The following is a 21384-nucleotide window of genomic DNA, read 5'->3' on the forward strand; positions in this document are numbered from 1 at the left end:
AAAGTCGCTTAGCGGCTATTTTTTTGCCTACTGTTTTAGCAGTCGTTATGGCGGCTTGACAGGACAGCTTTGTGCTGGCCGTACTCTCTGAACGGTATTTCCTACTTCTGTCGAGCTGCCACCATCACCGTAGGAAAGTGATGTTGGTAAGTATTTAAAACTTATCAGAGAAAACGACTATGAACGCTAAATTTCATTGTGCATACACTTGCACATCTAAAAAACAAGCCTCTCAACTGATTGTTGAACTTGGCAAAAGCATTTCAAATCCCCAGCGTCAAAGCTTAACCCATCTTTATCAAGCACTCGATACTGCAGACTCCATGCTGACCGAGCTTGAACATGCGCACCAAATTATTCGTCAATGCATGCGCCAGATGAATGATGAACAAATCGCTGAAGTCGCAAAACTCAATCAAAATAATCATACCCCATCGCTCTGGGCATTCCGAACCCATCAACGTCAAAACCTGATTGAACGTGCTGAGCGTCTTTTGGGAGCACGTTATGTCCAAGCATAATCAGCATATTCTGCTGGCTCCCTCGGACTACCCTTTAATTGCTTCGCCTACGCTTGCAAAAGCGTATGGCGTCGCAGCCGCGACTTTTTTACAAAAGCTGCATTACTGCTTAGAAAAAAGTGATGCTCAAGTCCACAAAGGAAAAAAGTATTGGTTTCATAGCTATGAGCAATGGCAACAAACCCTCGGGATCTATAGTGTCTCAACCATTAAACGGATCGTCGCTAAATTAAAACAGGCAGAGATTTTAGTGATTAAAAAGCTCTCAAAAAATAAATGGCTCCAAACCAACTTTTATTCAATTAACTATAAAAAGTTAAAACAATTGATCCAGCCGAATACTGAAACTCAAGCTCAACCGCAATCGTTGATGCAAACTACAAATACAACTGTTACAAAGCCTGAAAGAAGTAGAAATGCAGTTAAAGACACTCAAGCTGATACACTAACGCTGTCAATTCAACAGGCGTTTCACACTCTCAAAGATCAGACGATTACACACGAGCAGTCATTAAAAAAAGAGAAATGTTCCGTACAGTCGAAGATTTTCATTTCTGAACATACGACGGCACAAGGATTGAGTCAGCCACTCTATCCTATTGCACCACATGAAGTTTTGAAAAATATGAACCCTGATCATCGTCATTTTTATCAAGCACTGTTGCAGCAGCGCGTTGATATTCATTATGCAGATCAGCGCATCCAAAATTTACACAAACAGCAGAAACACGTGATTCGACATATTGCCTACATCAAACAATCCTTTTGTGGTCAGGAGCGATATCAATGGCATCTACTTGAGCAATTACAAATCGACAGGTATTTAATCAAGTGAGCAAGTTCAACTTATTCAGATTGAACTTACTTATGACTCAGCCAGACAATCAAAATAAATTAGAAGTCTAAATCATTGGATTTAGGCTTCCGAGCAATATCGTTATTTTCATATTGATACTGATTTCTTTTGCACAATTCAAACTGATACTCTGCTTGATGCAATTCATATAAATTCGCTTCTCGAATCTCTTTAACTATTTTTCTAACCATTTGAATTTTTTCTTGAATATCCGGATCTTTACTATGTAAATAATGGCGAGGTATTTGCGGAACATCTTTTAAATTTGTCCCATTTTTTTGGTTATAATCTTCATTCGATAAACATGAGACCTTATTTTCAACCTGTAGTTTCACACCGTAAATTTCAATTTCTTTAACTGGTGCATATTCTTTTAAAAATTTATTTATGACATTTTCTGTGATTTTTCGATAATGATTAATTTGATGACGACCGAGTCCAATTACATCTGCTGTTAGTTTCTTGGCACCACCTCTCTCAGGATTCTTTGGACAGTGTCTTTGAAAATACAGTTCTGGTGTTCGTTCAATACCATCATAAATACTTCGCTCTGAATATAATAAATGCAAATGCGGTTGTTCGTAACGCCCATCGAGGGTTGAAACATGATTATGAATGGCAAAGCTGTAGGGCATCTGATATTGACCGCAGAATTCATCTATAAGTTGATTCGACAATTCAATACGTTGCATACAATCAAGTTCTTTCGGCAGAGCAACGGTAATATGCGTAGATGTTCGACCATTCATACTTTCATATTGATCTGCTGCATTCCAAAATACTTCGGGGCTATCAGCTGCCCAGATTGGCATATTGGCTGATGCTGTATATTCAAGCTCTTCAATATCTTGTTTATGCGTTGAAAAATATAATGTTCGCGTAATGTAGTGATAACCGAGTTCTGAAGAATGTCTAAATTTGTCTCTACGCAAATTTTTATGCTGAATTTTTAGTTCTTTCACATTATGACGTAAATCAAAATAATACATATACAAATCCAATTTCAAATAATGAAAATGGAGCATATAAAATTATTCAAAAATTTTATTCGTTTGATGTAGAAAATGAAAAATAATGCGATTTTTTTATAGAAAATATAACAGCATCATAAATATACGTACTTTTAACGTGTAACACCCCCCAGTTTTAACGTGTAACACCTCCCGTTTTAACGTGTAACACCTCCCGTTTTAACGTGTAACACCGAACAAACTTTAAGCAAAAAAACATGTAACAGCCCCAATTTTTAACGTGTAACAGACGTTTGTATATTTTTTAGCCATTTCAAGTGCTTTTTCCAATACACAATAAATAATATAATTTAAATACAATAGCTTAAGAAACTAAAAGTGCTCCGCAGGGCGAGACGTAGGGTTCATTTTGATTCGCTGAAAGCGAATTGAAATGAACACGGAGACGAGATAAAAATCTTTTTTTTGCATTCGCAAAAAATGATTTTTATCTCTCATCACTAACAGAAGAACTAACAGCCAAATTAACAGGACTAACAGAGAGCAGAAAAAAAGCAGAACTTTTTTTTGAATATTTAAACTTTTCTCAAGTTTTAAAATTGACATGTGATATACATTTTTTATTTTTTTAGTGAGAAAATATCAAGATGAGTCGTACAGCATTAACAACACAAGATCACATTTATTCAATAGAATATTTTGCAATGAATAATCCCGCTTTCGAAAAAACACATTATGATGTCATTCAATTAATCGAACAAAAAAAATTAGGAGAACTTATTGATAAAGAAAAATATTTGCTCAAGAAAACCTATCAATATATAAATAGAAGAATCAAATACAATGAAACACTTACGCTTATCTTAGAAAAAGATGATCATCATATTACAAAAATAGAACGGGATATTTTAGATTACAGCTATATCAAAGAAGTTGTTCCACCAGTGCTTAAACATTATTTTTTAGCTGAAAAAATGTTAGACAATTATATGTCAAAACTACCTGACAATATAAAAATAAAAATCCATCAAAACATCTTAGACACGGATGATGCTTTAGAAAAGCAGAAAAACACTAAAAAGAGAAATAGAGAGAATCATAAAAAGTTTTTTATAGGCGGAACATTACTATCACTACTTAAATTAAATAATATTGACGATGATCCACTTGAGATATTATTTGAGATCATGAAACTCCATTTAATACATGATTATTTTGATAGAAAATCATTTAACACTGAAGAGATAAATGAATTTAATATTTCAGAAACTGGAAGAGAATTTAACAATAAAAAGAACTCAATTTTACTCAAATTAAATAATCCGTTCAAAATTTACGATGAGTAAATTTTAAAAAATTAACAGAAAAAAAGCAGTAAACGTTAATAGCCGACCGACACCATCGGTCGGCTAAGTCGTGTGCGTTTCTATAAATTAAGCACTCTTATTTTATAATAATATTTTTTAATAAACCACTTTACAAAAAACCATTTCTAATTTAATCAATACCCACCTAAACAAACTTAAGATTATTTTACTGATATAATAAATTAAAAAATAAACCTTTTTTTTGTTTTTTTAAACTTTTCTCGTCTTTTTTTATATTGATTTGATAATCTTTATTTTAAGAGTGTATCTATTAAAACCAGATAATAAAGGAGATGATTTATATGGGTGTATGCATAGATCTTACAAACACAGAAAGGCGCGTATCTACAGCTGAATTTGCTTTGAGAATGAATATCTCTGAAAAAGAACTATATGATCGAATTAAAAGCGGTCGTGTGAAAAGACCAATAAAAGATGGGCGTAAAAATTACTGGCTTAATAGTTATGTGCTTGCCTGTATTCTTCATGAGGAAGATTCCATTCTTACGCCAGATTGACGTAAATGTTGTTCTATGACTAAAAGTGCCTGATTTTTTAACATATCCACTCATCTAGTAGTCAAATTCTTAATCCATACTATGACTTCTTGAAGAAAACTAAGCATAGGACTATAAAATTAAAAAAAGGCCACAAATAAAATTTGTGACCTTTTTTGTAACAAACTCAAATGTGAGTAACACTGTGAGTAAGTTTATTTAATAAAATTTTAATTATATTAAATTACAGTAGTTTAATCAAAATATAGGCAGCTTACATCATTCCGCCCATACCACCCATGCCGCCCATATCAGGCATTGCAGGCTTGTCTTCTGGAACGTCAGTGATCATGCATTCAGTCGTTAACATTAAACCAGCCACAGAAGCAGCGTGTTCAAGCGCAGAACGGGTTACTTTCGCTGGGTCAAGGATACCCATTTCTAGCATATCGCCATACTCAGAAGTTGCAGCGTTATAACCGAAGTTACCTTCGCCATTTTTCACAGCGTTGATCACAACTGAAGGTTCATCACCCGCATTCGCAACGATTTGACGAAGTGGCGCTTCAATCGCACGACGTAAAATGTTGATACCTACGTTTTGATCGTCATTCGCACCGTTTACACCGTCAAGTGCAGCTGCAGCACGTACCAGTGCAACACCACCACCAGCAACCACACCTTCTTCAACCGCAGCACGTGTTGCATGAAGCGCATCATCCACACGGTCTTTCTTCTCTTTCATTTCAACTTCAGTCGCCGCACCAATTTTGATCACAGCTACACCGCCGGCCAATTTAGCAACACGTTCTTGAAGTTTTTCTTTGTCGTATTCAGAAGATGATTCTTCAATTTGCGCACGAATTTGAGTGACACGTTCAGCAATTTGAGCTGCATCACCAGCACCGTCAACAATCACAGTATTCTCTTTAGACACAGTGATTTTGTGCGCAGTACCTAAGTCTTGAAGAGAAGCTTGTTCTAAAGTCATGCCTACTTCTTCAGAAATTACAGTCGCGCCAGTCAAGATTGCGATATCTTGAAGCATTGCTTTACGACGGTCACCAAAACCAGGTGCTTTAACCGCACATACTTTAATAATGCCGCGCATGTTGTTAACAACAAGTGTAGCTAAAGCCTCACCCTCAACATCTTCAGCGATAATTAAAAGTGGTTTACCTGTTTTAGCAACAGCTTCTAACACCGTAATCAATTCACGGATGTTGCTGATTTTTTTGTCAACAAGCAAGATAAACGGATTTTCAAGTTCAGCCGTTAATGTATCTTGTTTGTTTGCAAAATACGGGCTGATATAACCACGGTCAAACTGCATACCTTCAACAACGTCCAAAGCATCTTCAAAGCCTGAACCTTCTTCAACGGTAATCACGCCTTCTTTACCTACGCGTTCCATTGCTTGTGCAATGAGTTTACCTACAGTTTCGTCAGAGTTTGCAGAGATTGAACCGACTTGTTCAATCGCTTTAGTATCAGAAGCAGGTTTTGCTGTTGCTTTAATTTCAGCAACCAATGCTTTAACAGCCAGGTCAATACCGCGTTTCAAGTCCATTGGGTTCATGCCCGCTGTTACAGACTTGATGCCTTCATTTAAAATTGCTTGAGCTAGTACAGTTGCAGTTGTTGTACCGTCACCAGCGATGTCATTGGTTTTAGAAGATACTTCACGAACCAATTGAGCGCCCATGTTCTCAAATTTGTCTTTTAGAGAAATTTCTTTCGCAACCGTTACACCATCTTTAGTGATGTGCGGTGCACCGAAAGAACGGTCAATCACAACATTACGGCCTTTAGGACCTAAAGTTACTTTTACAGCATCTGCAAGCACGTTTACGCCTGCAATCATTTTAGAACGAGCTGAATCACCAAATTTTACGTCTTTAGCTGACATACTAAACTCCAAATATTCTTAAATTTTAATCAATTGTATTGCTTAAACAGCAAATGAACGTTCTGAATTAACCTTCAAGAACCGCTAAAATATCAGACTCTTTCATCACAAGAAGTTCTTCGCCTTCAACTTTAACTTTAGTGCCTGCATATGCACCAAACAGTACATTGTCGCCCACTTTTACATCTAAAGCACGAACGCCATTGTCTGTAATTTTGCCATTGCCTACTGCAATGATTTCACCTTGAGCTGGCTGTTCAGCAGCAGAAGTACTCAAAATTAAACCACCTGCAGTTTTAGTTTCCTTTTCTACGCGGCGAATCACAACGTTATCATGTAAAGGACGAATTTTGCTCATTTCTAGCTCCATAGACATTTTCAAAATGCCATTGTTTACGATGTGAAGATGACTTCTTATTCCTAGGTCATCAACAAAATTTTGATATGACACTTTTGTGGGGATGGAATAAAACGCTTCAAGGGCAAACACAAAATATTTTTATATTTTTGCGCTCTTTTTAAGCAAACCTCATCAAAGTTTAAACACTCAATTCAATCTGACGTATTTTGCTGCATCAACTCGAAGCGATTGGTTGCAGCGTTAAAGCTCAAATGTTGTACATCAGCATTCGGCAAAATAATATTCAAGCTATTGGGCAGGCCCGCATGTAAACGATAAGACGTTGCCGTTCCTGCATGAATATCCAGCACCGGATGCGATACCCCAAGTTGATAAATCTGATTTAAATCATAAACGGCAGCATGGTGTAGATGCCCATGTAAGAGTCCATTTAAACCATGCTGGCTCCATTGCTCCAACGCAATACGACCAAGCATTGGACAGTCTTTCACACCATGACTATGGTCTGGCGGAGTATAAAAAGGCTGATGTGCGGCGATCAGTTTAATTTTGTGCGCAGGTGCTTGCTGCAACTTCAGGTCAATCTCTTGAATTTGGCTCAGTGAAATATGCCCTCGCGTGTGGTAACGCCGACGAATACTATTCACCCCAATGACATAAAAGTGTTCAGTTTCCAACGTGTTTTCCATCCCCCCAAAAAACAGCTGATAACGTGCAAAGGGGCTAAAAAAACGATTCCACACATGGTACAGCGGAATATCATGATTCCCCGGCACCACCAAATACGGCAGCTTTAAACTGTCTAAAAACTGCCGACAAGCATAAAACTGAATAAACCGTGCACGTTGGGTCAAGTCCCCACTGACCACCACTGCTTCAAAAGGGTGTTCCTCACATAACTGACGAATGGCCTGCAAACAGGCTTCGCGTTCGGTCCCAAAATGTAAATCCGACAAATGTAAAATCATGCGGGAACCATGACATTCAGCGCATGCTTACGTACTGTAATTTTCAGCGGTGGTGTCATCGTGACAATTTCTCCATCTACCGCAACCGTGAGCTTATTGCGCTTTGAATGAACAATCACTTCATCTGCTGCAAAGCTATAGACATCGGAAGCCTGATCCAAATTGCCTTTAATCAACTGCCATAAGGTCTTGAACAAAGTCCGCTTATCACTTTTTGCTACTACCACGCCCGCCACTTTGCCTGCTTCCGCCGCCTCGGCAATACGTAGTTTCATTTCAGCCAGTTGAAGCTGATTATTGCCAAAGAAAATCAATGGCGTTTTCACTGGATAGCGCTGTCCATCGACTTCCACTTCAAGTTTTAACTCTTTACGATCGCGGATGAGAACATCCAATGCCGAGGTATACGCATGTAATGGAAAACGTCCAAAATGCTTATTAAACTGTTCTCTTTTTTGAATAAATAAAGGATAAAGCCCTAAACTGGCATTGTTCAGATAAATATGTTGATTCAGCTGTGCCACATGTACAGAACGTGGCTGCCCTTCACTAATGGCTTTGGCTGCGTCTAATAAATCCAGCGGAATATTCAACACTCGTGCAACATAGTTAAAGGTACCTAGAGGCAAGATCCCCATGGGAATATCCGTTCCCATCAATTTAGACGCAACTGCATTTAAAGTACCATCCCCACCTGCAGCAACCACGACCCCTACATTTTCCGCTTGACGATGGCGTAGTAAAATCTCTTGCATCATCTGATCAAAGTTCATGCACTCACTTAACTCAAATGACTGTATTTCAAAACCCGCGGTACTCAGATCTGCTACCAACTGTTCATACACTTCATCTTTATTTGCGGCATGAAAACCTGATTTTTTATTATAAATAAGTGATAAAGGTTTGAGTTGCTCTGACATTTTGCACCTAAACTTGAAGTAATTGCTCTATTTTTGTCCAAATATTCAACACTTAACAGTTTTGTTATGTAAAATTCAAATGACTACCATTTATTTAATCAATAATAAATCTCAATCACAAAATAAATGCAAATATATGATTTTAATACTAATATATTAAATGAATAATCCTCATAAATATAATAAATACACAAAATAAAAGCAAAAAATCAAACCAAACTATTGTTTTTTAATAGTTAAAATGAAGCAACCCCATCGAACTGTTCATAATTTAGATACGCCTTTGGTCTTATTTTTTTTATCAAATTATGCTTTAATACAGCCACTTTTTTTCATCTTTTCATCTCTGCAGTAAATTTTATTGCTGAGATTGTACTTTGTACAAACGTGTACATATTTGAGATAGGCCTCACCATGACCCAAGTGAACGCACCAGAATTCGTTCGTCACCCTAAGCTTATTGCGTGGGTGGAAGAAATTGCAAAATTAACAAAACCAGCGAAAATTGAATGGTGTGACGGCAGCGAAGAAGAATATCAACGTTATATCAACTTGATGATCGCTAACGGCACAATGCAAGCGCTTAACCAAGAAACGCATCCTGGTTCTTATCTTGCTAATTCTGATCCTTCTGACGTTGCTCGTGTTGAAGGTCGTACTTACATCTGCTCTGAAAAACAAGAAGATGCTGGTGCAACAAACAACTGGGAAGAGCCTGCTGAAATGCGTGCCCGCCTAAATGGTTTGTTTGACGGTTCAATGGCAGGTCGTACTTTATATGTAGTACCGTTCTCTATGGGCCCATTAGGTTCTCATATTGCGCATATTGGTATCGAATTAACTGACTCTCCATATGTAGCAGTTAGCATGTCTAAAATGGCTCGCATGGGTAAAGCTGTTTATGACGTTCTTGGTACAGACGGTGAATTTATTCCTTGCGTACATACTGTTGGTGCGCCGCTTGCTGATGGCGAAAAAGACGTTGCATGGCCTTGCAACCCTGAAAAATACATCGTGCATTACCCAGAAACACGTGAAATCTGGTCTTACGGTTCTGGTTACGGCGGTAACGCATTGTTAGGTAAAAAATGCTTAGCTTTACGTATTGCGTCTTCTATGGGTCGTCAACAAGGTTGGTTAGCAGAACACATGCTGATCCTTGGTGTGACTAATCCTCAAGGCGAAAAACACTACATCGCAGCGGCATTCCCTTCTGCTTGTGGTAAAACAAACTTCGCAATGTTGATTCCACCAGCAGGCTACGAAGGTTGGAAAATTGAAACTGTAGGTGACGATATTGCTTGGATCAAACCAGGTGAAGACGGTCGCTTATACGCAATCAACCCAGAAGCAGGTTTCTTCGGTGTAGCGCCTGGTACAAATACCAAGACCAACCCGAACTGTATGGCTACACTTCACAAAAACGTGATTTATACCAACGTTGCGGTAACTGACAACGGCGAAGTATGGTGGGAAAGTCTTACTAAAGAAGCACCTGCTAACCTGACTAACTGGAAAGGTCAACCTCACACTGGCGCAGAAAAAGCGGCTCATCCAAATGCGCGCTTCACTGTTTCAGCAGGTCAATGTCCTTCTATCGATGCTGACTGGGAAAATCCAGCAGGTGTTCCAATTTCAGCGTTCATCTTTGGTGGTCGCCGTGCGGACACAGTGCCTCTAATTTCAGAAGCATTTGACTGGGTAGATGGTGTTTACAAAGCTGCAACTATGGGCTCTGAAACAACTGCTGCGGCCGTTGGCCAACAAGGTATTGTTCGTCGTGACCCATTCGCAATGCTTCCATTTGCGGGTTACAACATGGCGGATTACTTCTCTCACTGGTTAGAGCTTGGTGAAGAAGTAGCAGCAAAAGCGAAAGCTGCGGGCAACAAACTTCCGGGCATCTACAACGTGAACTGGTTCCGTCGTGATGCTGAAGGCAACTTCGTATGGCCTGGTTTCGGTCAAAACATGCGTGTTCTTGAGTGGATTATTGACCGTTGTGAAGGTCGTGCTGATGCAGTTGAAACACCAATTGGTTTAGTTCCAACTTATGAACAGTTGAACTGGACAGGTTCTGACTTCACTAAAGCCCAGTTTGACCTTGTGACTTCTCAAGACAAAGATCAATGGATCAAAGAGCTTGAAAGCCACACTGAACTATTCGACAAACTTGGTGAACGCCTACCAGCTGCACTTAAAGCTCGTCAAAACGAACTTTTAGATGCTGTTAAGCAATCTGCTTAATCTTTAAATTAAGCCAAAAAAAGACCGCTTACGCGGTCTTTTTTTAATCTATTTATAATTTTAAAACTTTATAACTCAACAAAAATTTATCAAGGGGTAATTCATGCTTAAAAAACTCACACTTACAATTGGTTTACTGGGCCTATCAAGCTTAGTCATGGCTCAAACAGAAGTAGCAACAACTCAGCCAGCACTTCATGTTTGCGCAATCAAAGGCACACCTGATTCCACTCAATTTGAAATCAAAAAGCGCATCAAAGTCGCTAAAGGCACTTATGGCAGCGTGGTTGAACTCTATCCGCGTTTTTCTGAACGTGCACATCAAGTCGGTGGTAACGTCGTCATTAACTATAATGCCAGCCAACGATTTGGCTTTTGGCCTTGGCGTATTGTCCGCCCAGTCGTTTGGGGAACGGCTGTAAAATGGAAGACACCTGTAGACTGTAAACAGCTCGGCGGTATCGAAATTTAAATCTAAAAAAGCCGCGATAGCGGCTTTTTTAATAGAACGAAATCAACTGTAGCCATTACACATACTTCACACTATGCAGCATCCCCCTGCATACGACGCAGGTGTAAATCCTGCAAGTAGATGTCTAAAGCTTGAGTTTCTAGTGCATCAAATTTTAAATACAGTTTAGTCCGTCGTTTTAAAATATCTTCACTGCTGATGGCCCACTCACGTTTCACCACATAATCCACTTCTTGCTGATACAAACCATGGCCAAAAGACTGCCCTAAAGTTTGTACATCTTTGTTCTCACCGAGCATATGCCACACTCGACTACCATAACTATTTGCCCAACGATGCGCTGTTTGAGACTCTAGCCCTTTGATTTCATATATTAACTCTGCACATAAAACCTCGACTGAACTAAAACCTTCTGCACCCGGGAGTTTTGCCTCAGCCGTCCATTCCGCTTTCATGTGTGGAAAATAACGTTTTAGCTGTAGCAAAGCCGCTTCCGCCAACTTGCGATAAGTCGTTAACTTTCCACCATAAACAGATAACAATGGCGCTTCATCCGCAACAGGTTTAGACATTGCCAGTACATAATCACGTGTCACTTTAGAGGCTTGGCTACTTGCATCATCATACAGCGCCCTTACACCTGCAAAGCTTGAGATTACATCTTCTGGCTGTAATTGAAGCTTGAAATGATCATTAATCACATCAATCAAATAAGCCGTTTCCTGCTCGGTAATGTGGACATAATTTGCATCACCCTCAAACTCTACGTCCGTGGTACCAATCAGGCTGTAATCATCTAAATAAGGAATTACAAACACAATGCGTTGATCATCATTTTGTAGAATAAACGCATGCGGTTCCGGGTATAAACGCTTCACAATAATATGACTGCCCTGAACCAATCGAATGCCTGCCTTTGGGGTTTTGGACATTTGCTGTTGAATAAAATCTGTGACCCATGCACCCGTTGCATTAACCAAAGTTCGAGCTTTAATTTGGTAATGTTGTTTTTGATGCTCTAAGGTTAGACACCACACACCCTCCTGCTGAACCGCAGAAACACATCGCGTTTGGGTTCGAATTTGAGCCCCTAGCTCATGCGCTTGAATTGCATTAACTACCACCAAACGAGCATCATCCACAGTACAGTCCGAATATTCAAAACCACGCTTAATGGTGTCTTTTAACGGGCTATCGAGATTAAAATGAACAAGCTCCGAGCCCTCTAATGTTTCTCGTTTTGCCAAATAGTCATAGATAAACAAGCCTGAACGAATCAACCACGCAGGACGCAAATAAGGTAAATGCGGCATAATAAAACGCATAGGATGGATCAAATGTGGGGCTTTTTTTAACAGTACTTCACGCTCTAATAGCGCTTCACGCACCAAACGAAATTCTTTTTGTTCGAGATAACGCAATCCACCATGAATGAGCTTGCTACTGGCTGAAGACGTATGACTGGCTAAATCATCTTTTTCGCAGACGAAAACACTTAAACCGCGCCCTACAGCGTCATTTGCAATGCCCACCCCATTGATGCCCGCGCCCACAACGGCAATATCATAAATGGCATCTGTGTCTTGCATATCCACCTCTCTCGTTGAGTTATTGTGTTATTTTTGTTCTTCACGCTAAACTTAACATCAAAATCCAACCTTGTCATATTCCAAAGCCAGTCAAATCAGAGAAAATTCGTTACTCTAAATAAATTAATAACCGTATCTATTTTTACAATTTAATTTTTAATTTTGACTATTCAGTGAAAAATCGACTAATTTCCAAGCTAAAAAACACTTTCTTTTCTAAAAATCAACATTCACCATAAAATAAAAAAGCACTATAACCTCTTGTATTTTAATTGACTATTCACACATTAAAAAATCACAAGAGTTTGTTTTAGATAAGTAAAATGATAATTTCCCATTAAAATAAAGATATTCATTAGAAAAACTTAACAGCATATAAATCATACCAACATTTAGACTAAAGTCGAATGAAGTCCAAGGATAAGGGGCGTATAACGAAACAGAATTTTTTGTTTAATCTTAAAATATATTGTTTTAACTTTTTCTACTTAAAAAGTTAAAAGATGTATTTTCCGAACTTCTCTTTGGGAAATTTTTGTGACTGATCTATCTCCCCAAGCTGCTCCAGTAAGCATCGATAAAAAGACCCGTTTAAAATCGATTCTCGGTGGTTCAGCTGGTAACTTAGTTGAATGGTATGACTGGTATGTCTATGCCGCATTTACCTTATATTTCGCGCCACAGTTTTTCCCTGAAGGGGATGACACGGTAAAACTTTTACAAGCTGCTGCCGTCTTTGCACTGGGCTTCCTGATGCGTCCTATTGGCGCGTGGATCATGGGCATTTATGCAGACCGTAAAGGACGTAAATCAGGTCTTACCCTGTCTGTATCTTTAATGTGTGTGGGATCTCTGATTATTGCCTGTGCACCTACCTATGCCAGTGTGGGTATGCTCGCACCTGCCTTATTACTCTTTGCCCGTTTATTGCAAGGTTTAAGTGTTGGTGGAGAGTACGGTTCAAGCGCAACCTATTTAACGGAAATGGCTGGAAAAAACCATCGTGGTTTCTTCTCTAGTTTTCAGTATGTGACTCTCATTTCAGGTCAGCTCTTGGCGCTGTGTGTGTTGATCATTTTACAACGCACGATGAGCGAAGCACAGTTATCTGAATGGGGCTGGCGTATTCCCTTCTTCATTGGTGCTGTACTTGCCATTGTGGTGTTCTGGATTCGTCGTGGTTTGGTTGAAACCCAATCTTCAAAAGATGCACAAGAACAGGCTAAAAATGGTGGCCCAAAATCTAGCGCACTTGCTTTATTTACTAAATATCCAAAGCAAGCGTTCACTGTGATTATGCTGACTGCGGGTGGAACACTGGCATTTAACACCTTTACTACGTATTTACAAAAATACTTGGTTAACACCTCAGGTTTTGAAAAAACCACAGCAACAGAGATCACTACGGCTGCGATCTTTGTCTTCATGCTATTACAACCTGTGGTGGGCGCACTGTCTGACAAAATTGGTCGTAAACCAATTATGATCACTTTTGGTGTATTAGGTGTACTGTTCACGATTCCAATTTTCAACGGTCTAGGTTCAACCAGCAGCCCAACAACCGCATTTATGCTATGTATGAGCGGTATGGTAATTGTAACGGGTTATACCGCAATTAATGCCGTAGTCAAAGCAGAGCTCTTTCCAGCACATATTCGTGCACTAGGGGTTGCCCTGCCTTATGCGATTGCCAATACTATCTTTGGTGGTACAGCAGAACTTGTGGCGTTGAGCTTTAAAAATGCAGGACATGAAAACTACTTCTTTTACTACATCACCTTCATGATTGGTTTATCCCTACTGACTTACATCTTTATGAAAGACACCAAAAAGCACAGCATGATTACCGATCATTGATGCTTAAAGTAAGCATGTAAGTTAAGAAGCTAAACATAAAAAATGCCTTCTCGAATGAAGGCATTTTTTTATGTTTGATCAATTTTTTTACCGAAACTTGATTGATTGAAATATCGTGAATTACACCTGTGTATGGCATACTAAGAACAAGAATAATGTTAGGAACTTTTTATATGAAAAATACGTATAAACTTTTAGGCTTAAGCTGTATCGTTTTAGCAGTATCTGCATGTCAAAGCACGCCTCGCCAATACAATGGCAATATTGGCTATCAAATTGAACATCAATCAGCGTCGAGCGCTACCCTTGCTTATACGCTTGCTGCTCGTAAAAATCAGCAACTCGATGAAAACAAATTACAACGTGCTTGCCAAAAGGTTTTAGGCTCACAAAAGAATTATAAATTGGCGATTTTAAGTATTAATGAAATTCCTAACACCGCAGCGGATGTTCCCGAATATGGCCGCCAAATTGGTCAAAGCCGTGCCACTTTTGGATTAAGCAATACACCCGACTTACACCAAGGTGAAAACTTTGCAACACGCGAGTCACTTGAAGCACGACCAAGCACACTACATGTTGTACGCTATACGTGCTCTTAAGACCTTCTGATATATAAAAAGGGCTTAGTGCCCTTTTTGAACATTCAACGTTCGATAAAAACTCACATTGCGAAACTCTAGTGACTCATCTAGATCTGGCCAAGTTGTGGCACTACGCTCATCAAGCTTTATGTATTGCGGATGACTAAAATTTTTAACACGGCTATCTGCCACCCAAACCTCAGGTGCAAACTTTAAAAACTCATCTAAAAAGAAACGATTGCATTGGTCATATAAAACATCGGCAGCCAATAGAACATCAACTAGTTCCGATTGATATAAATCATCCAAATACTCTAGCTCTACGTTATTGAGTTCCGCATTGGCACGGCAAGCATCTAAACTAACTGCATCAATATCGCAACAAATCACACGTTTTGCACCCGCCATTTTGGCTGCAATCGCCACTACACCTGAACCTGCGCCAAAATCCAACACCACCTTATCTTTGACATGATGAGGCTCTGCCAGTAACCACTGCGCCATGGCTAGGCCTGAAGCCCAACAAAAGATCCAATATGGCGTTTCATTCCAAATACGGCGAATGATTTCATCATCCAGTTTATCGGTTGGAAATACAGGAGGAATGAGCCACAAGGAAATAGATGTTTCAGGAAGCTGCTGCGCAAGCAATTCACACTGTGGAATCACTTCATGCAGGGCTTGAAGTAAATGATCTGGGGCTTTAGGGAATTGGAAAGTACAGCTCATAAGTTATTGAGTATTTTTATGCTTTTACTGCGGGATCTTGCAGCTAAGATTTAGATTGAGGAATTAGCCTTCGGCTAGACCTACTTTTGTTTTGGCAAAAGTAGGCAAAACCATGGTCATTCGCTGAACTCGTTAAACACCACCATCTATTTAAAAAGTCGCAGAAACATTAAATAAACAATAAAGTCTTAACTCAAACAACAGCGAATGACGTTTTCGTGTATCTAATACTGGCTTCAAGGCAGCATTAGACCACTTAAAATAATTAAGCTAAAGCTTTCTCAGCCGCTTCAACCGTTTGACGAATTAGTGTCGTAATCGTCATTGGGCCAACACCACCTGGAACAGGTGTGTACGCAGAGGCTATTTCTTCAATACCGACCAATTGAATGTCGCCTACACCACCACCATCACGTGGATGGAAACCAGCATCAACAACCACTGCACCTTGTTTGATCCAATCTTTTTGAATCAATTCCGCCTTACCAACCGCGCCCACGATAATATCGGCTTGTTTCACAAAGTCAGCTAAGTTCTGAGTACGTGAGTGACAGATCGTTACGGTCGCATTGGCTTGAAGTAACATCGCAGCCATTGGCTTACCTAAAATTGCAGAACGACCTACAACAACGGCATGCTTTCCAGCAATTTCAATATTGTTTTCTTGCAAAATAGTCATAATGCCGGCAGGCGTCGCAGAACCATATGCTGCTTCACCCATGGCCATACGACCAAAACCAAGACACGTTACGCCATCCACATCTTTTGCAAGAGAAATTGCGTCAAAACATGCACGCTCATCAATTTGTTCAGGCACTGGATGCTGAAGTAAAATACCGTGAACATCAGGATTTGCATTCAGTTTTTCAATTTCAGCCAACAATTGTTCAGTGGTGGTCTCTTTTGGCAGTTCAACTTTAAGTGAGTCCATACCAACACGACGACAGGCATTTCCTTTCATACGTACATAAGTTGCAGATGCGCCATCGTCACCCACCAAAATAGTCGCAAGAATTGGGGTACGACCTGATTTTGCTTTGAGCGCTTCAACGCGAGTTAACAAGTCAGCTTCAATTTGTTTTGCCAATGCACGACCATCTAAAACTAATGCCACGGCACATCTCCAAGTGTTGATATGAATCAATTTTGCACATAATACATGATAATTTTAAATATTTTTCGCTATATGCTGTTTTTATGCGCATACGAATGAAAGCACTATTGTTTTTTTTTCAGAGCTTGCTAATATACGCATCAACAAGACGCGGCGGGGTGGCAGAGTGGTCATGCAGCGGACTGCAACTCCGTGGACGCCGGTTCGATTCCGACCTCCGCCTCCATCTTGTTAAAGCCCGAGTGGTGAAATCGGTAGACACAGGGGATTTAAAATCCCCCGCCCACAAAGCGTGCCAGTTCGAGTCTGGCCTCGGGCACCATTCTTATACTTCTAAGTATGGTGCATATAAAGAACCCAGCGTTAAGCTGGTTTTTTTATGCCTACAGAAAAGTGTCACAATACAATGCACAAAAAAAAGAGAGCACATTGACTCTCTTAAAAGTAATATCTCATTTGTTTATCACGATAAGGGTGGTAATAAGTAATGTTGCAGATCTTGTTCTAATTTTTCTTGAAAATGAGCTGGCTCAATAATTTTAATGTATGGAATCCAATAACGTACCAAAGGTAAAAGTTGCATTTCATGACAAATTTGACAATCAATTAATAAACCACCCGATGCATCTTCTAGTACAATTTGTTGCTCTGGCAATAACAGACGTTGCTTAAAATATAAAGCAACTTCAGGTCGCACCGATATTTTCACCGTTTGCTTATGCTTTGCAAACCAAATCCCCTCACTGAGCTCTAATTGGGTCAAAACTTCTAAATGGTGCTCGAAAAGCTCCGACTCATGTACAACCACTTGATCTATTTTACTTAAACGATAAGCACGTAATTCATCAGTTACAGCTGCGGCCAAATACCAACTTCCCTGATGATGAATTAAACGATACGGGTCAACATGGCGTAAACGATCATTATAAATAAAACTGATTTTTTGACGCTTATGAATCGCGCCCGCAAAAACCTGAAAATGTTCAGCAAATTGCTGTGCATTTTCATAATAATAACCTTTGGCAGAGAACACTTGATTCGCACGCTCATCAAGCAGGCCACGTAGAAAAGACATATCTAGAGATGGATAGAGCTCACTGATCCCAGAAAGCTGCGCAAAGTTCTGAATGTCTTGTAGCTTAAAGCGCCCAAGATAAACAGGATCTAAAAAGTACTTCTTGGTATTTTCATCTTGAAGTAAAGGCAAATACGTATTGAGACGATCAAAATCTCGCTCTATTGTCCGAGTACTCACCTGAAATTCATGTGCTAGTTCTGCAACCCCCAATTGATACCCAGTATTTAATTTAGTCAAAATATTTGCTAAACGCTCCGCAAGGCGTTCATGTGTTGAAGCTTTACGCTTCATATTGCCCTCGCTGCACAATCAATATTGTGTCTTTATTTATAGTTAAATGCCTAAGCATTATATTCAATATAAGTAACTGAATAATATTAAGTAAAAGACAAACGATTAGCTTTCAAGCTATATCATGTTTTTATCAAAAAAAATCGATCAATGTTTGTTAGATTTCTTCTTTACAGCGGTTTGCTGATGCGCTAATCGCTCTATATAGCGCTCAAAATGAATTAAGGCTTTATACAACTTGTGTAACTCATCAGGTAAAACACTATTATAGATAACCGCCTTATGCAAGCGCTTGAGCGCACGGAAACCATGTGCATGTGTATATGATGTCGATAAAATTTTCATGACAACCCTCTTTTCTGTTTTATTTTTCATTTAAAACCACGTAAATTTGTCAGGTTTAAATTTAGTTGAAAATTTACACCACAGTTTTGACAGGTTGTGTCGAACAGTTATCATTTTTTAATCTTTGTTAAATTATTTTCTATTTTCAGTACATTATTTTTATCTTTTGGAAAATTTTAGACAAAAGAAAAGCCAACATGATGTCAGCTCTACTTTTTATACTATAGAAATATTACAGAATTTTTACCACAACTTTACCCACGTGTTCACCCGTGTCCATGCACGCGTGCGCTGCTTGAATCTGATCAAACTCAAAAGTTTGATAAATCATTGGCAAGCACTGGCCTTTGGCCCATAGCGGCACTACATGATCTTGCAAACCTTGTGCAATCTCAGCTTTCTCAGCCGTATTTCGTGCACGCATGGTCGAGCCCGTGATGGTTAAGCGCTTCATCATAATTTGCCCCAATTTAACCTCTTTGGCTTTTGCCCCTCCTAAAAAGGCAATATAAACCAAACGTCCATCGCGGCGGAGCAAGTTCAAATTCTTTTCTAAATACGGTGCGCCCACCATATCTAAAATGACATCAACACCAGCATTATCCGTTTTCTCATTGATCTCGTGTTCAAAGTCTTGGGTTTTATAATTGATGGCATCTGTCAAATTCGCAATGGCTTGTACTTTTTCATCGCTGCCGACGGTTGCAAAGGTTTTAATGTCCAATGCTTTACATAGCATGAGTGCCGTGGTGCCAATACCACTGGTTCCACCATGTACCAACACCACTTCCCCTGCTTTAGCTTTACCCATTTGGAACACATTGGCCCAGACCGTGAAAAAAGTTTCAGGAATAGCCGCCGCTTCCACAAAGCTTACATTTTCTGGAATATGTAAAGTTTGGCTTTGTGGAACCACACAATACTCTGCATAACCACCACCATTGGTCAAACCACAAACTTTATCGCCTAATTTAAACTGGGTAACTTCAGCTCCAACTGCAACGACCTCACCTGCAACCTCAAGCCCCGGCACTTGTGTTACCCCAGGCGGCATTGGATATAAACCTTGACGCTGTAAAATATCTGGACGGTTAATACCAAACGCATGGACCTTAACCAAAACCTCGTCTGCTTTTGCTTCAGGGATCGTCACTGTTTCATATGCCAGCTTATCCACACCACCCGGCTCTGTAATAATGACCTGTTGCATCGTTGTTTGTGACATGATTTATTCCTAACTCTTGCGATATTTTTCAAGTTTCATAGACCTATTTGATCATAGAAATAAATTGAAATGAATAACACCGTACTTATGTATAGTCTGAAGACTATTTTGCTGCGCGATAGCGCTGATCATTGATAAAAAAAAGCAAGCTGCGACTGCACTCGACATCCCTCTCAAACACTACTTAGAACGATTCGGGCCAGATGAAAAGCACAGGTATTCAGTTGCGTGGCTGATCAGGCAAAGATACAAACTGCATTAGAAATTTACGAACCAAAGGCAAAAACACCATAATCAGAGGAAATGCAATCAACCAAGATAAGCTCCAGCTTTTGAGCCAAAGATTGAAGAAATTATGCACTAAGCCTTTATTTAGCAGCAAGTTAAAACCAGAAATAGAACCACTCATCAGACCTGAAAGCAATAAAGGCATTAACCAATTTAAGTGTTTGATATGAATTTTGGGGAGCGTGTTGAACATAATCGACCTGAGTAAATAAAAATTAGCTTTGGCTTGGCGTTTTAACGGTTTGTTTTAAAGTTTTCATAAACTGCCCAAAATGTGGCATAAAATCTTTAAAGAGTGGAAAGTTTTTATGCTCTAGCATCACCTCACTAAAGAGCTTTAGACCAACAGCAAATGATTTCGCTGCTTCAGCATCCAGCATTTGACTGTTTTGAATCACCTGTAACACTTTAAAAATATCGTCGTGGTTGTAGGTGTTAAAACTCAAAGTATCGGTATAGGTCGATGGGTTGCCTTGAGCATCTGCAATGTGTTTGAGGGTGACTTCATAAGTATGTTGTTTCATTCTGTTTTCCTAGAGACGTGCAATATTCACTGCTGCTTGATCGATTTGTTCTGCAATAACACGAATTTGTTCAGCACTTAGCTCACTGTGTTGGATCTTGAGCTTTAGGGAAGCTTTGAGATTTTCCATCGCACGTTTAATATCAAGATATTGTTCATTATTTTGAATTTGTTTACGCGTGTCGAAACGAGATAAAATCTTTTCCACATTTGCTTGCTCAACCTCAAGATGCTTCAAACCCAAGGTTGTTATACGGTATTGCTTACGTTCAGCGCCATCTAATGCGACCTGAACAAACTGTTGCTCTTCCAAATAATTCAAGGTTGGATAGATCGTTCCTGCACTTGGGCAATAGCCCCCTCCCACAATTTCACCCACCTCTTTAATGAGGTCATAGCCATATTTAGGTGCAAATGAAATGAGATGTAAGGCTAAAAGTTTCATCTGACCCACTTCAAATAGGCGCTGTTTACGTAACACTGGCGCTATTTCCAAATCAGTAAAGGGTTCAACTTTTTGTGCTTTAGACATAAACAAGATACATCTTTAAATTACTAAGATATATCTTAAGTTGTTTTTTAAGAATTGCAACCTCAAGCCCTGAAATAGAACATCAAAATTTAAAATCAAATAGGTAACCGTGAAGGATTACTTGATATTTTTAGATAAGA

At 39.3% G+C, this 21384-nt stretch carries 22 protein-coding genes and 2 tRNA genes; 10 read left to right on the plus strand and 14 right to left on the minus strand.

The genetic code is table 11. The features are described from left to right. The first annotated feature begins 179 nt into the window (after window positions 1–179). On the plus strand, window positions 180–521 hold the full coding sequence (locus AC4CU2_RS11525; RefSeq protein ID WP_094148771.1) for a hypothetical protein: 342 nt from the start codon (window positions 180–182) through the stop codon (window positions 519–521). After that, window positions 508–1356, plus strand: a complete 849-nt coding sequence (locus tag AC4CU2_RS11530; RefSeq protein ID WP_490768851.1) for a hypothetical protein — start codon at window positions 508–510, stop codon at window positions 1354–1356. The genes AC4CU2_RS11525 and AC4CU2_RS11530 overlap by 14 nt, the downstream gene beginning before the upstream one ends. A 59-nt stretch (window positions 1357–1415) precedes the next feature. Here the strand turns inward: AC4CU2_RS11530 and AC4CU2_RS11535 are convergent, their stop codons facing one another. Then, window positions 1416–2366 carry a MobA/MobL family protein gene (locus AC4CU2_RS11535; RefSeq protein WP_278345467.1) on the minus strand — a complete coding sequence of 317 codons (951 nt, stop codon included), beginning with the start codon at window positions 2364–2366 and terminating at the stop codon, window positions 1416–1418. A gap of 629 nt (window positions 2367–2995) precedes the next feature. Here AC4CU2_RS11535 and AC4CU2_RS11540 point away from each other — a divergent pair. Both AC4CU2_RS11540 and AC4CU2_RS11545 read left to right on the plus strand, forming a co-directional pair. After that, window positions 2996–3694, plus strand: a complete 699-nt coding sequence (locus tag AC4CU2_RS11540) for a hypothetical protein (protein WP_131230054.1) — start codon at window positions 2996–2998, stop codon at window positions 3692–3694. 323 nt (window positions 3695–4017) lie between these two features. Continuing rightward, window positions 4018–4233 (plus strand): hypothetical protein, encoded by a 216-nt coding sequence (locus AC4CU2_RS11545; protein WP_094148767.1) that lies wholly within the window; start codon window positions 4018–4020, stop codon window positions 4231–4233. A gap of 253 nt (window positions 4234–4486) precedes the next feature. Here the strand turns inward: AC4CU2_RS11545 and groL are convergent, their stop codons facing one another. The 4 genes from groL to AC4CU2_RS11565 form a co-directional block, all read right to left on the minus strand. After that, window positions 4487–6121 carry a chaperonin GroEL gene (gene groL, locus AC4CU2_RS11550; RefSeq protein ID WP_004694331.1) on the minus strand — a complete coding sequence of 545 codons (1635 nt, stop codon included), beginning with the start codon at window positions 6119–6121 and terminating at the stop codon, window positions 4487–4489. Window positions 6122–6188: 67 nt separating this feature from the next. Continuing rightward, complete coding sequence (locus AC4CU2_RS11555; protein WP_010326285.1) at window positions 6189–6479, minus strand: co-chaperone GroES; 291 nt, start codon at window positions 6477–6479, stop codon at window positions 6189–6191. A 194-nt stretch (window positions 6480–6673) separates the two neighbouring features. Beyond that, complete coding sequence (locus AC4CU2_RS11560; RefSeq protein WP_078425453.1) at window positions 6674–7450, minus strand: metallophosphoesterase family protein; 777 nt, start codon at window positions 7448–7450, stop codon at window positions 6674–6676. Continuing rightward, complete coding sequence (locus AC4CU2_RS11565; RefSeq protein WP_148826435.1) at window positions 7447–8370, minus strand: diacylglycerol/lipid kinase family protein; 924 nt, start codon at window positions 8368–8370, stop codon at window positions 7447–7449. The genes AC4CU2_RS11560 and AC4CU2_RS11565 overlap by 4 nt, the downstream gene beginning before the upstream one ends. Window positions 8371–8784: 414 nt before the next feature. Here AC4CU2_RS11565 and AC4CU2_RS11570 point away from each other — a divergent pair, with 414 nt between their 5' ends. Further along, the gene (locus AC4CU2_RS11570) at window positions 8785–10617 is read left to right on the plus strand and encodes a phosphoenolpyruvate carboxykinase (GTP) (RefSeq protein WP_426977134.1); all 1833 of its coding nucleotides are present in this window, start codon (window positions 8785–8787) and stop codon (window positions 10615–10617) included. Window positions 10618–10720: 103 nt separating this feature from the next. Further along, window positions 10721–11089: a hypothetical protein gene (locus AC4CU2_RS11575; RefSeq protein WP_426977136.1), complete on the plus strand. Its 369-nt coding sequence runs from the start codon at window positions 10721–10723 to the stop codon at window positions 11087–11089. 71 nt (window positions 11090–11160) lie between these two features. Here the strand turns inward: AC4CU2_RS11575 and glpD are convergent, their stop codons facing one another. Next, a complete protein-coding gene (glpD, locus tag AC4CU2_RS11580; RefSeq protein ID WP_426977138.1) occupies window positions 11161–12678 on the minus strand; it encodes a glycerol-3-phosphate dehydrogenase in 1518 nt (505 codons plus the stop codon). 537 nt (window positions 12679–13215) lie between these two features. Between glpD and AC4CU2_RS11585 the strand changes: the two genes are divergently transcribed. Both AC4CU2_RS11585 and AC4CU2_RS11590 read left to right on the plus strand, forming a co-directional pair. Continuing rightward, window positions 13216–14535 (plus strand): MFS transporter, encoded by a 1320-nt coding sequence (locus tag AC4CU2_RS11585; protein ID WP_062034098.1) that lies wholly within the window; start codon window positions 13216–13218, stop codon window positions 14533–14535. A 173-nt stretch (window positions 14536–14708) separates the two neighbouring features. After that, on the plus strand, window positions 14709–15137 hold the full coding sequence (locus AC4CU2_RS11590) for a hypothetical protein (protein ID WP_010326280.1): 429 nt from the start codon (window positions 14709–14711) through the stop codon (window positions 15135–15137). A gap of 24 nt (window positions 15138–15161) precedes the next feature. Here AC4CU2_RS11590 and AC4CU2_RS11595 read toward each other — a convergent pair whose 3' ends face one another. Together AC4CU2_RS11595 and folD are read right to left on the minus strand one after the other, a co-directional pair. Continuing rightward, window positions 15162–15848 carry a class I SAM-dependent methyltransferase gene (locus AC4CU2_RS11595; RefSeq protein ID WP_010326279.1) on the minus strand — a complete coding sequence of 229 codons (687 nt, stop codon included), beginning with the start codon at window positions 15846–15848 and terminating at the stop codon, window positions 15162–15164. Between the two features lie 265 nt (window positions 15849–16113). Next, a complete protein-coding gene (folD, locus tag AC4CU2_RS11600; protein WP_426977141.1) occupies window positions 16114–16962 on the minus strand; it encodes a bifunctional methylenetetrahydrofolate dehydrogenase/methenyltetrahydrofolate cyclohydrolase FolD in 849 nt (282 codons plus the stop codon). 152 nt (window positions 16963–17114) lie between these two features. On the opposite strand from folD, the gene AC4CU2_RS11605 reads away from it, so the two are divergent. After that, window positions 17115–17188: transfer RNA gene (locus AC4CU2_RS11605), tRNA-Cys, on the plus strand. A gap of 10 nt (window positions 17189–17198) precedes the next feature. Then, a tRNA-Leu gene (locus tag AC4CU2_RS11610) sits at window positions 17199–17284 on the plus strand. Between the two features lie 141 nt (window positions 17285–17425). Here AC4CU2_RS11610 and AC4CU2_RS11615 read toward each other — a convergent pair. From AC4CU2_RS11615 to AC4CU2_RS11640, 6 genes are all read right to left on the minus strand, one after another. Then, the gene (locus AC4CU2_RS11615; protein ID WP_490768852.1) at window positions 17426–18331 is read right to left on the minus strand and encodes a helix-turn-helix transcriptional regulator; all 906 of its coding nucleotides are present in this window, start codon (window positions 18329–18331) and stop codon (window positions 17426–17428) included. 147 nt (window positions 18332–18478) lie between these two features. Beyond that, window positions 18479–18676 carry a hypothetical protein gene (locus AC4CU2_RS11620; protein WP_114837897.1) on the minus strand — a complete coding sequence of 66 codons (198 nt, stop codon included), beginning with the start codon at window positions 18674–18676 and terminating at the stop codon, window positions 18479–18481. Window positions 18677–18908: 232 nt separating this feature from the next. After that, window positions 18909–19901 carry an NAD(P)H-quinone oxidoreductase gene (locus AC4CU2_RS11625; RefSeq protein WP_426977144.1) on the minus strand — a complete coding sequence of 331 codons (993 nt, stop codon included), beginning with the start codon at window positions 19899–19901 and terminating at the stop codon, window positions 18909–18911. Window positions 19902–20121: 220 nt separating this feature from the next. Next, window positions 20122–20382, minus strand: a complete 261-nt coding sequence (locus tag AC4CU2_RS11630) for a DUF2798 domain-containing protein (RefSeq protein WP_125281208.1) — start codon at window positions 20380–20382, stop codon at window positions 20122–20124. A 22-nt stretch (window positions 20383–20404) separates the two neighbouring features. Continuing rightward, window positions 20405–20713 carry a DUF3861 domain-containing protein gene (locus AC4CU2_RS11635; protein ID WP_201706230.1) on the minus strand — a complete coding sequence of 103 codons (309 nt, stop codon included), beginning with the start codon at window positions 20711–20713 and terminating at the stop codon, window positions 20405–20407. A gap of 9 nt (window positions 20714–20722) precedes the next feature. After that, a complete protein-coding gene (locus AC4CU2_RS11640; RefSeq protein WP_201706229.1) occupies window positions 20723–21244 on the minus strand; it encodes a PadR family transcriptional regulator in 522 nt (173 codons plus the stop codon). Between the last annotated feature and the right edge of the window lie 140 nt (window positions 21245–21384).

The sequence above is a fragment of the Acinetobacter sp. 797_lipA genome (genome assembly GCF_058243025.1).

What these genes read in the sequence shown, in the direction of transcription:
- AC4CU2_RS11525 (WP_094148771.1), top strand. Translation starts at nt 180, where the DNA reads ATGAACGCTAAATTTCATTGTGCATACACTTGCACATCTAAAAAACAA.
- AC4CU2_RS11530 (WP_490768851.1), top strand. Translation starts at nt 508, where the DNA reads ATGTCCAAGCATAATCAGCATATTCTGCTGGCTCCCTCGGACTACCCT.
- AC4CU2_RS11535 (WP_278345467.1), bottom strand. Translation starts at nt 2,366, where the DNA reads ATGTATTATTTTGATTTACGTCATAATGTGAAAGAACTAAAAATTCAG.
- AC4CU2_RS11540 (WP_131230054.1), top strand. Translation starts at nt 2,996, where the DNA reads ATGAGTCGTACAGCATTAACAACACAAGATCACATTTATTCAATAGAA.
- AC4CU2_RS11545 (WP_094148767.1), top strand. Translation starts at nt 4,018, where the DNA reads ATGGGTGTATGCATAGATCTTACAAACACAGAAAGGCGCGTATCTACA.
- groL (WP_004694331.1), bottom strand. Translation starts at nt 6,121, where the DNA reads ATGTCAGCTAAAGACGTAAAATTTGGTGATTCAGCTCGTTCTAAAATG.
- AC4CU2_RS11555 (WP_010326285.1), bottom strand. Translation starts at nt 6,479, where the DNA reads ATGAGCAAAATTCGTCCTTTACATGATAACGTTGTGATTCGCCGCGTA.
- AC4CU2_RS11560 (WP_078425453.1), bottom strand. Translation starts at nt 7,450, where the DNA reads ATGATTTTACATTTGTCGGATTTACATTTTGGGACCGAACGCGAAGCC.
- AC4CU2_RS11565 (WP_148826435.1), bottom strand. Translation starts at nt 8,370, where the DNA reads ATGTCAGAGCAACTCAAACCTTTATCACTTATTTATAATAAAAAATCA.
- AC4CU2_RS11570 (WP_426977134.1), top strand. Translation starts at nt 8,785, where the DNA reads ATGACCCAAGTGAACGCACCAGAATTCGTTCGTCACCCTAAGCTTATT.
- AC4CU2_RS11575 (WP_426977136.1), top strand. Translation starts at nt 10,721, where the DNA reads ATGCTTAAAAAACTCACACTTACAATTGGTTTACTGGGCCTATCAAGC.
- glpD (WP_426977138.1), bottom strand. Translation starts at nt 12,678, where the DNA reads ATGCAAGACACAGATGCCATTTATGATATTGCCGTTGTGGGCGCGGGC.
- AC4CU2_RS11590 (WP_010326280.1), top strand. Translation starts at nt 14,709, where the DNA reads ATGAAAAATACGTATAAACTTTTAGGCTTAAGCTGTATCGTTTTAGCA.
- AC4CU2_RS11595 (WP_010326279.1), bottom strand. Translation starts at nt 15,848, where the DNA reads ATGAGCTGTACTTTCCAATTCCCTAAAGCCCCAGATCATTTACTTCAA.
- AC4CU2_RS11615 (WP_490768852.1), bottom strand. Translation starts at nt 18,331, where the DNA reads ATGAAGCGTAAAGCTTCAACACATGAACGCCTTGCGGAGCGTTTAGCA.
- AC4CU2_RS11620 (WP_114837897.1), bottom strand. Translation starts at nt 18,676, where the DNA reads ATGAAAATTTTATCGACATCATATACACATGCACATGGTTTCCGTGCG.
- AC4CU2_RS11625 (WP_426977144.1), bottom strand. Translation starts at nt 19,901, where the DNA reads ATGTCACAAACAACGATGCAACAGGTCATTATTACAGAGCCGGGTGGT.
- AC4CU2_RS11630 (WP_125281208.1), bottom strand. Translation starts at nt 20,382, where the DNA reads ATGTTCAACACGCTCCCCAAAATTCATATCAAACACTTAAATTGGTTA.
- AC4CU2_RS11635 (WP_201706230.1), bottom strand. Translation starts at nt 20,713, where the DNA reads ATGAAACAACATACTTATGAAGTCACCCTCAAACACATTGCAGATGCT.
- AC4CU2_RS11640 (WP_201706229.1), bottom strand. Translation starts at nt 21,244, where the DNA reads ATGTCTAAAGCACAAAAAGTTGAACCCTTTACTGATTTGGAAATAGCG.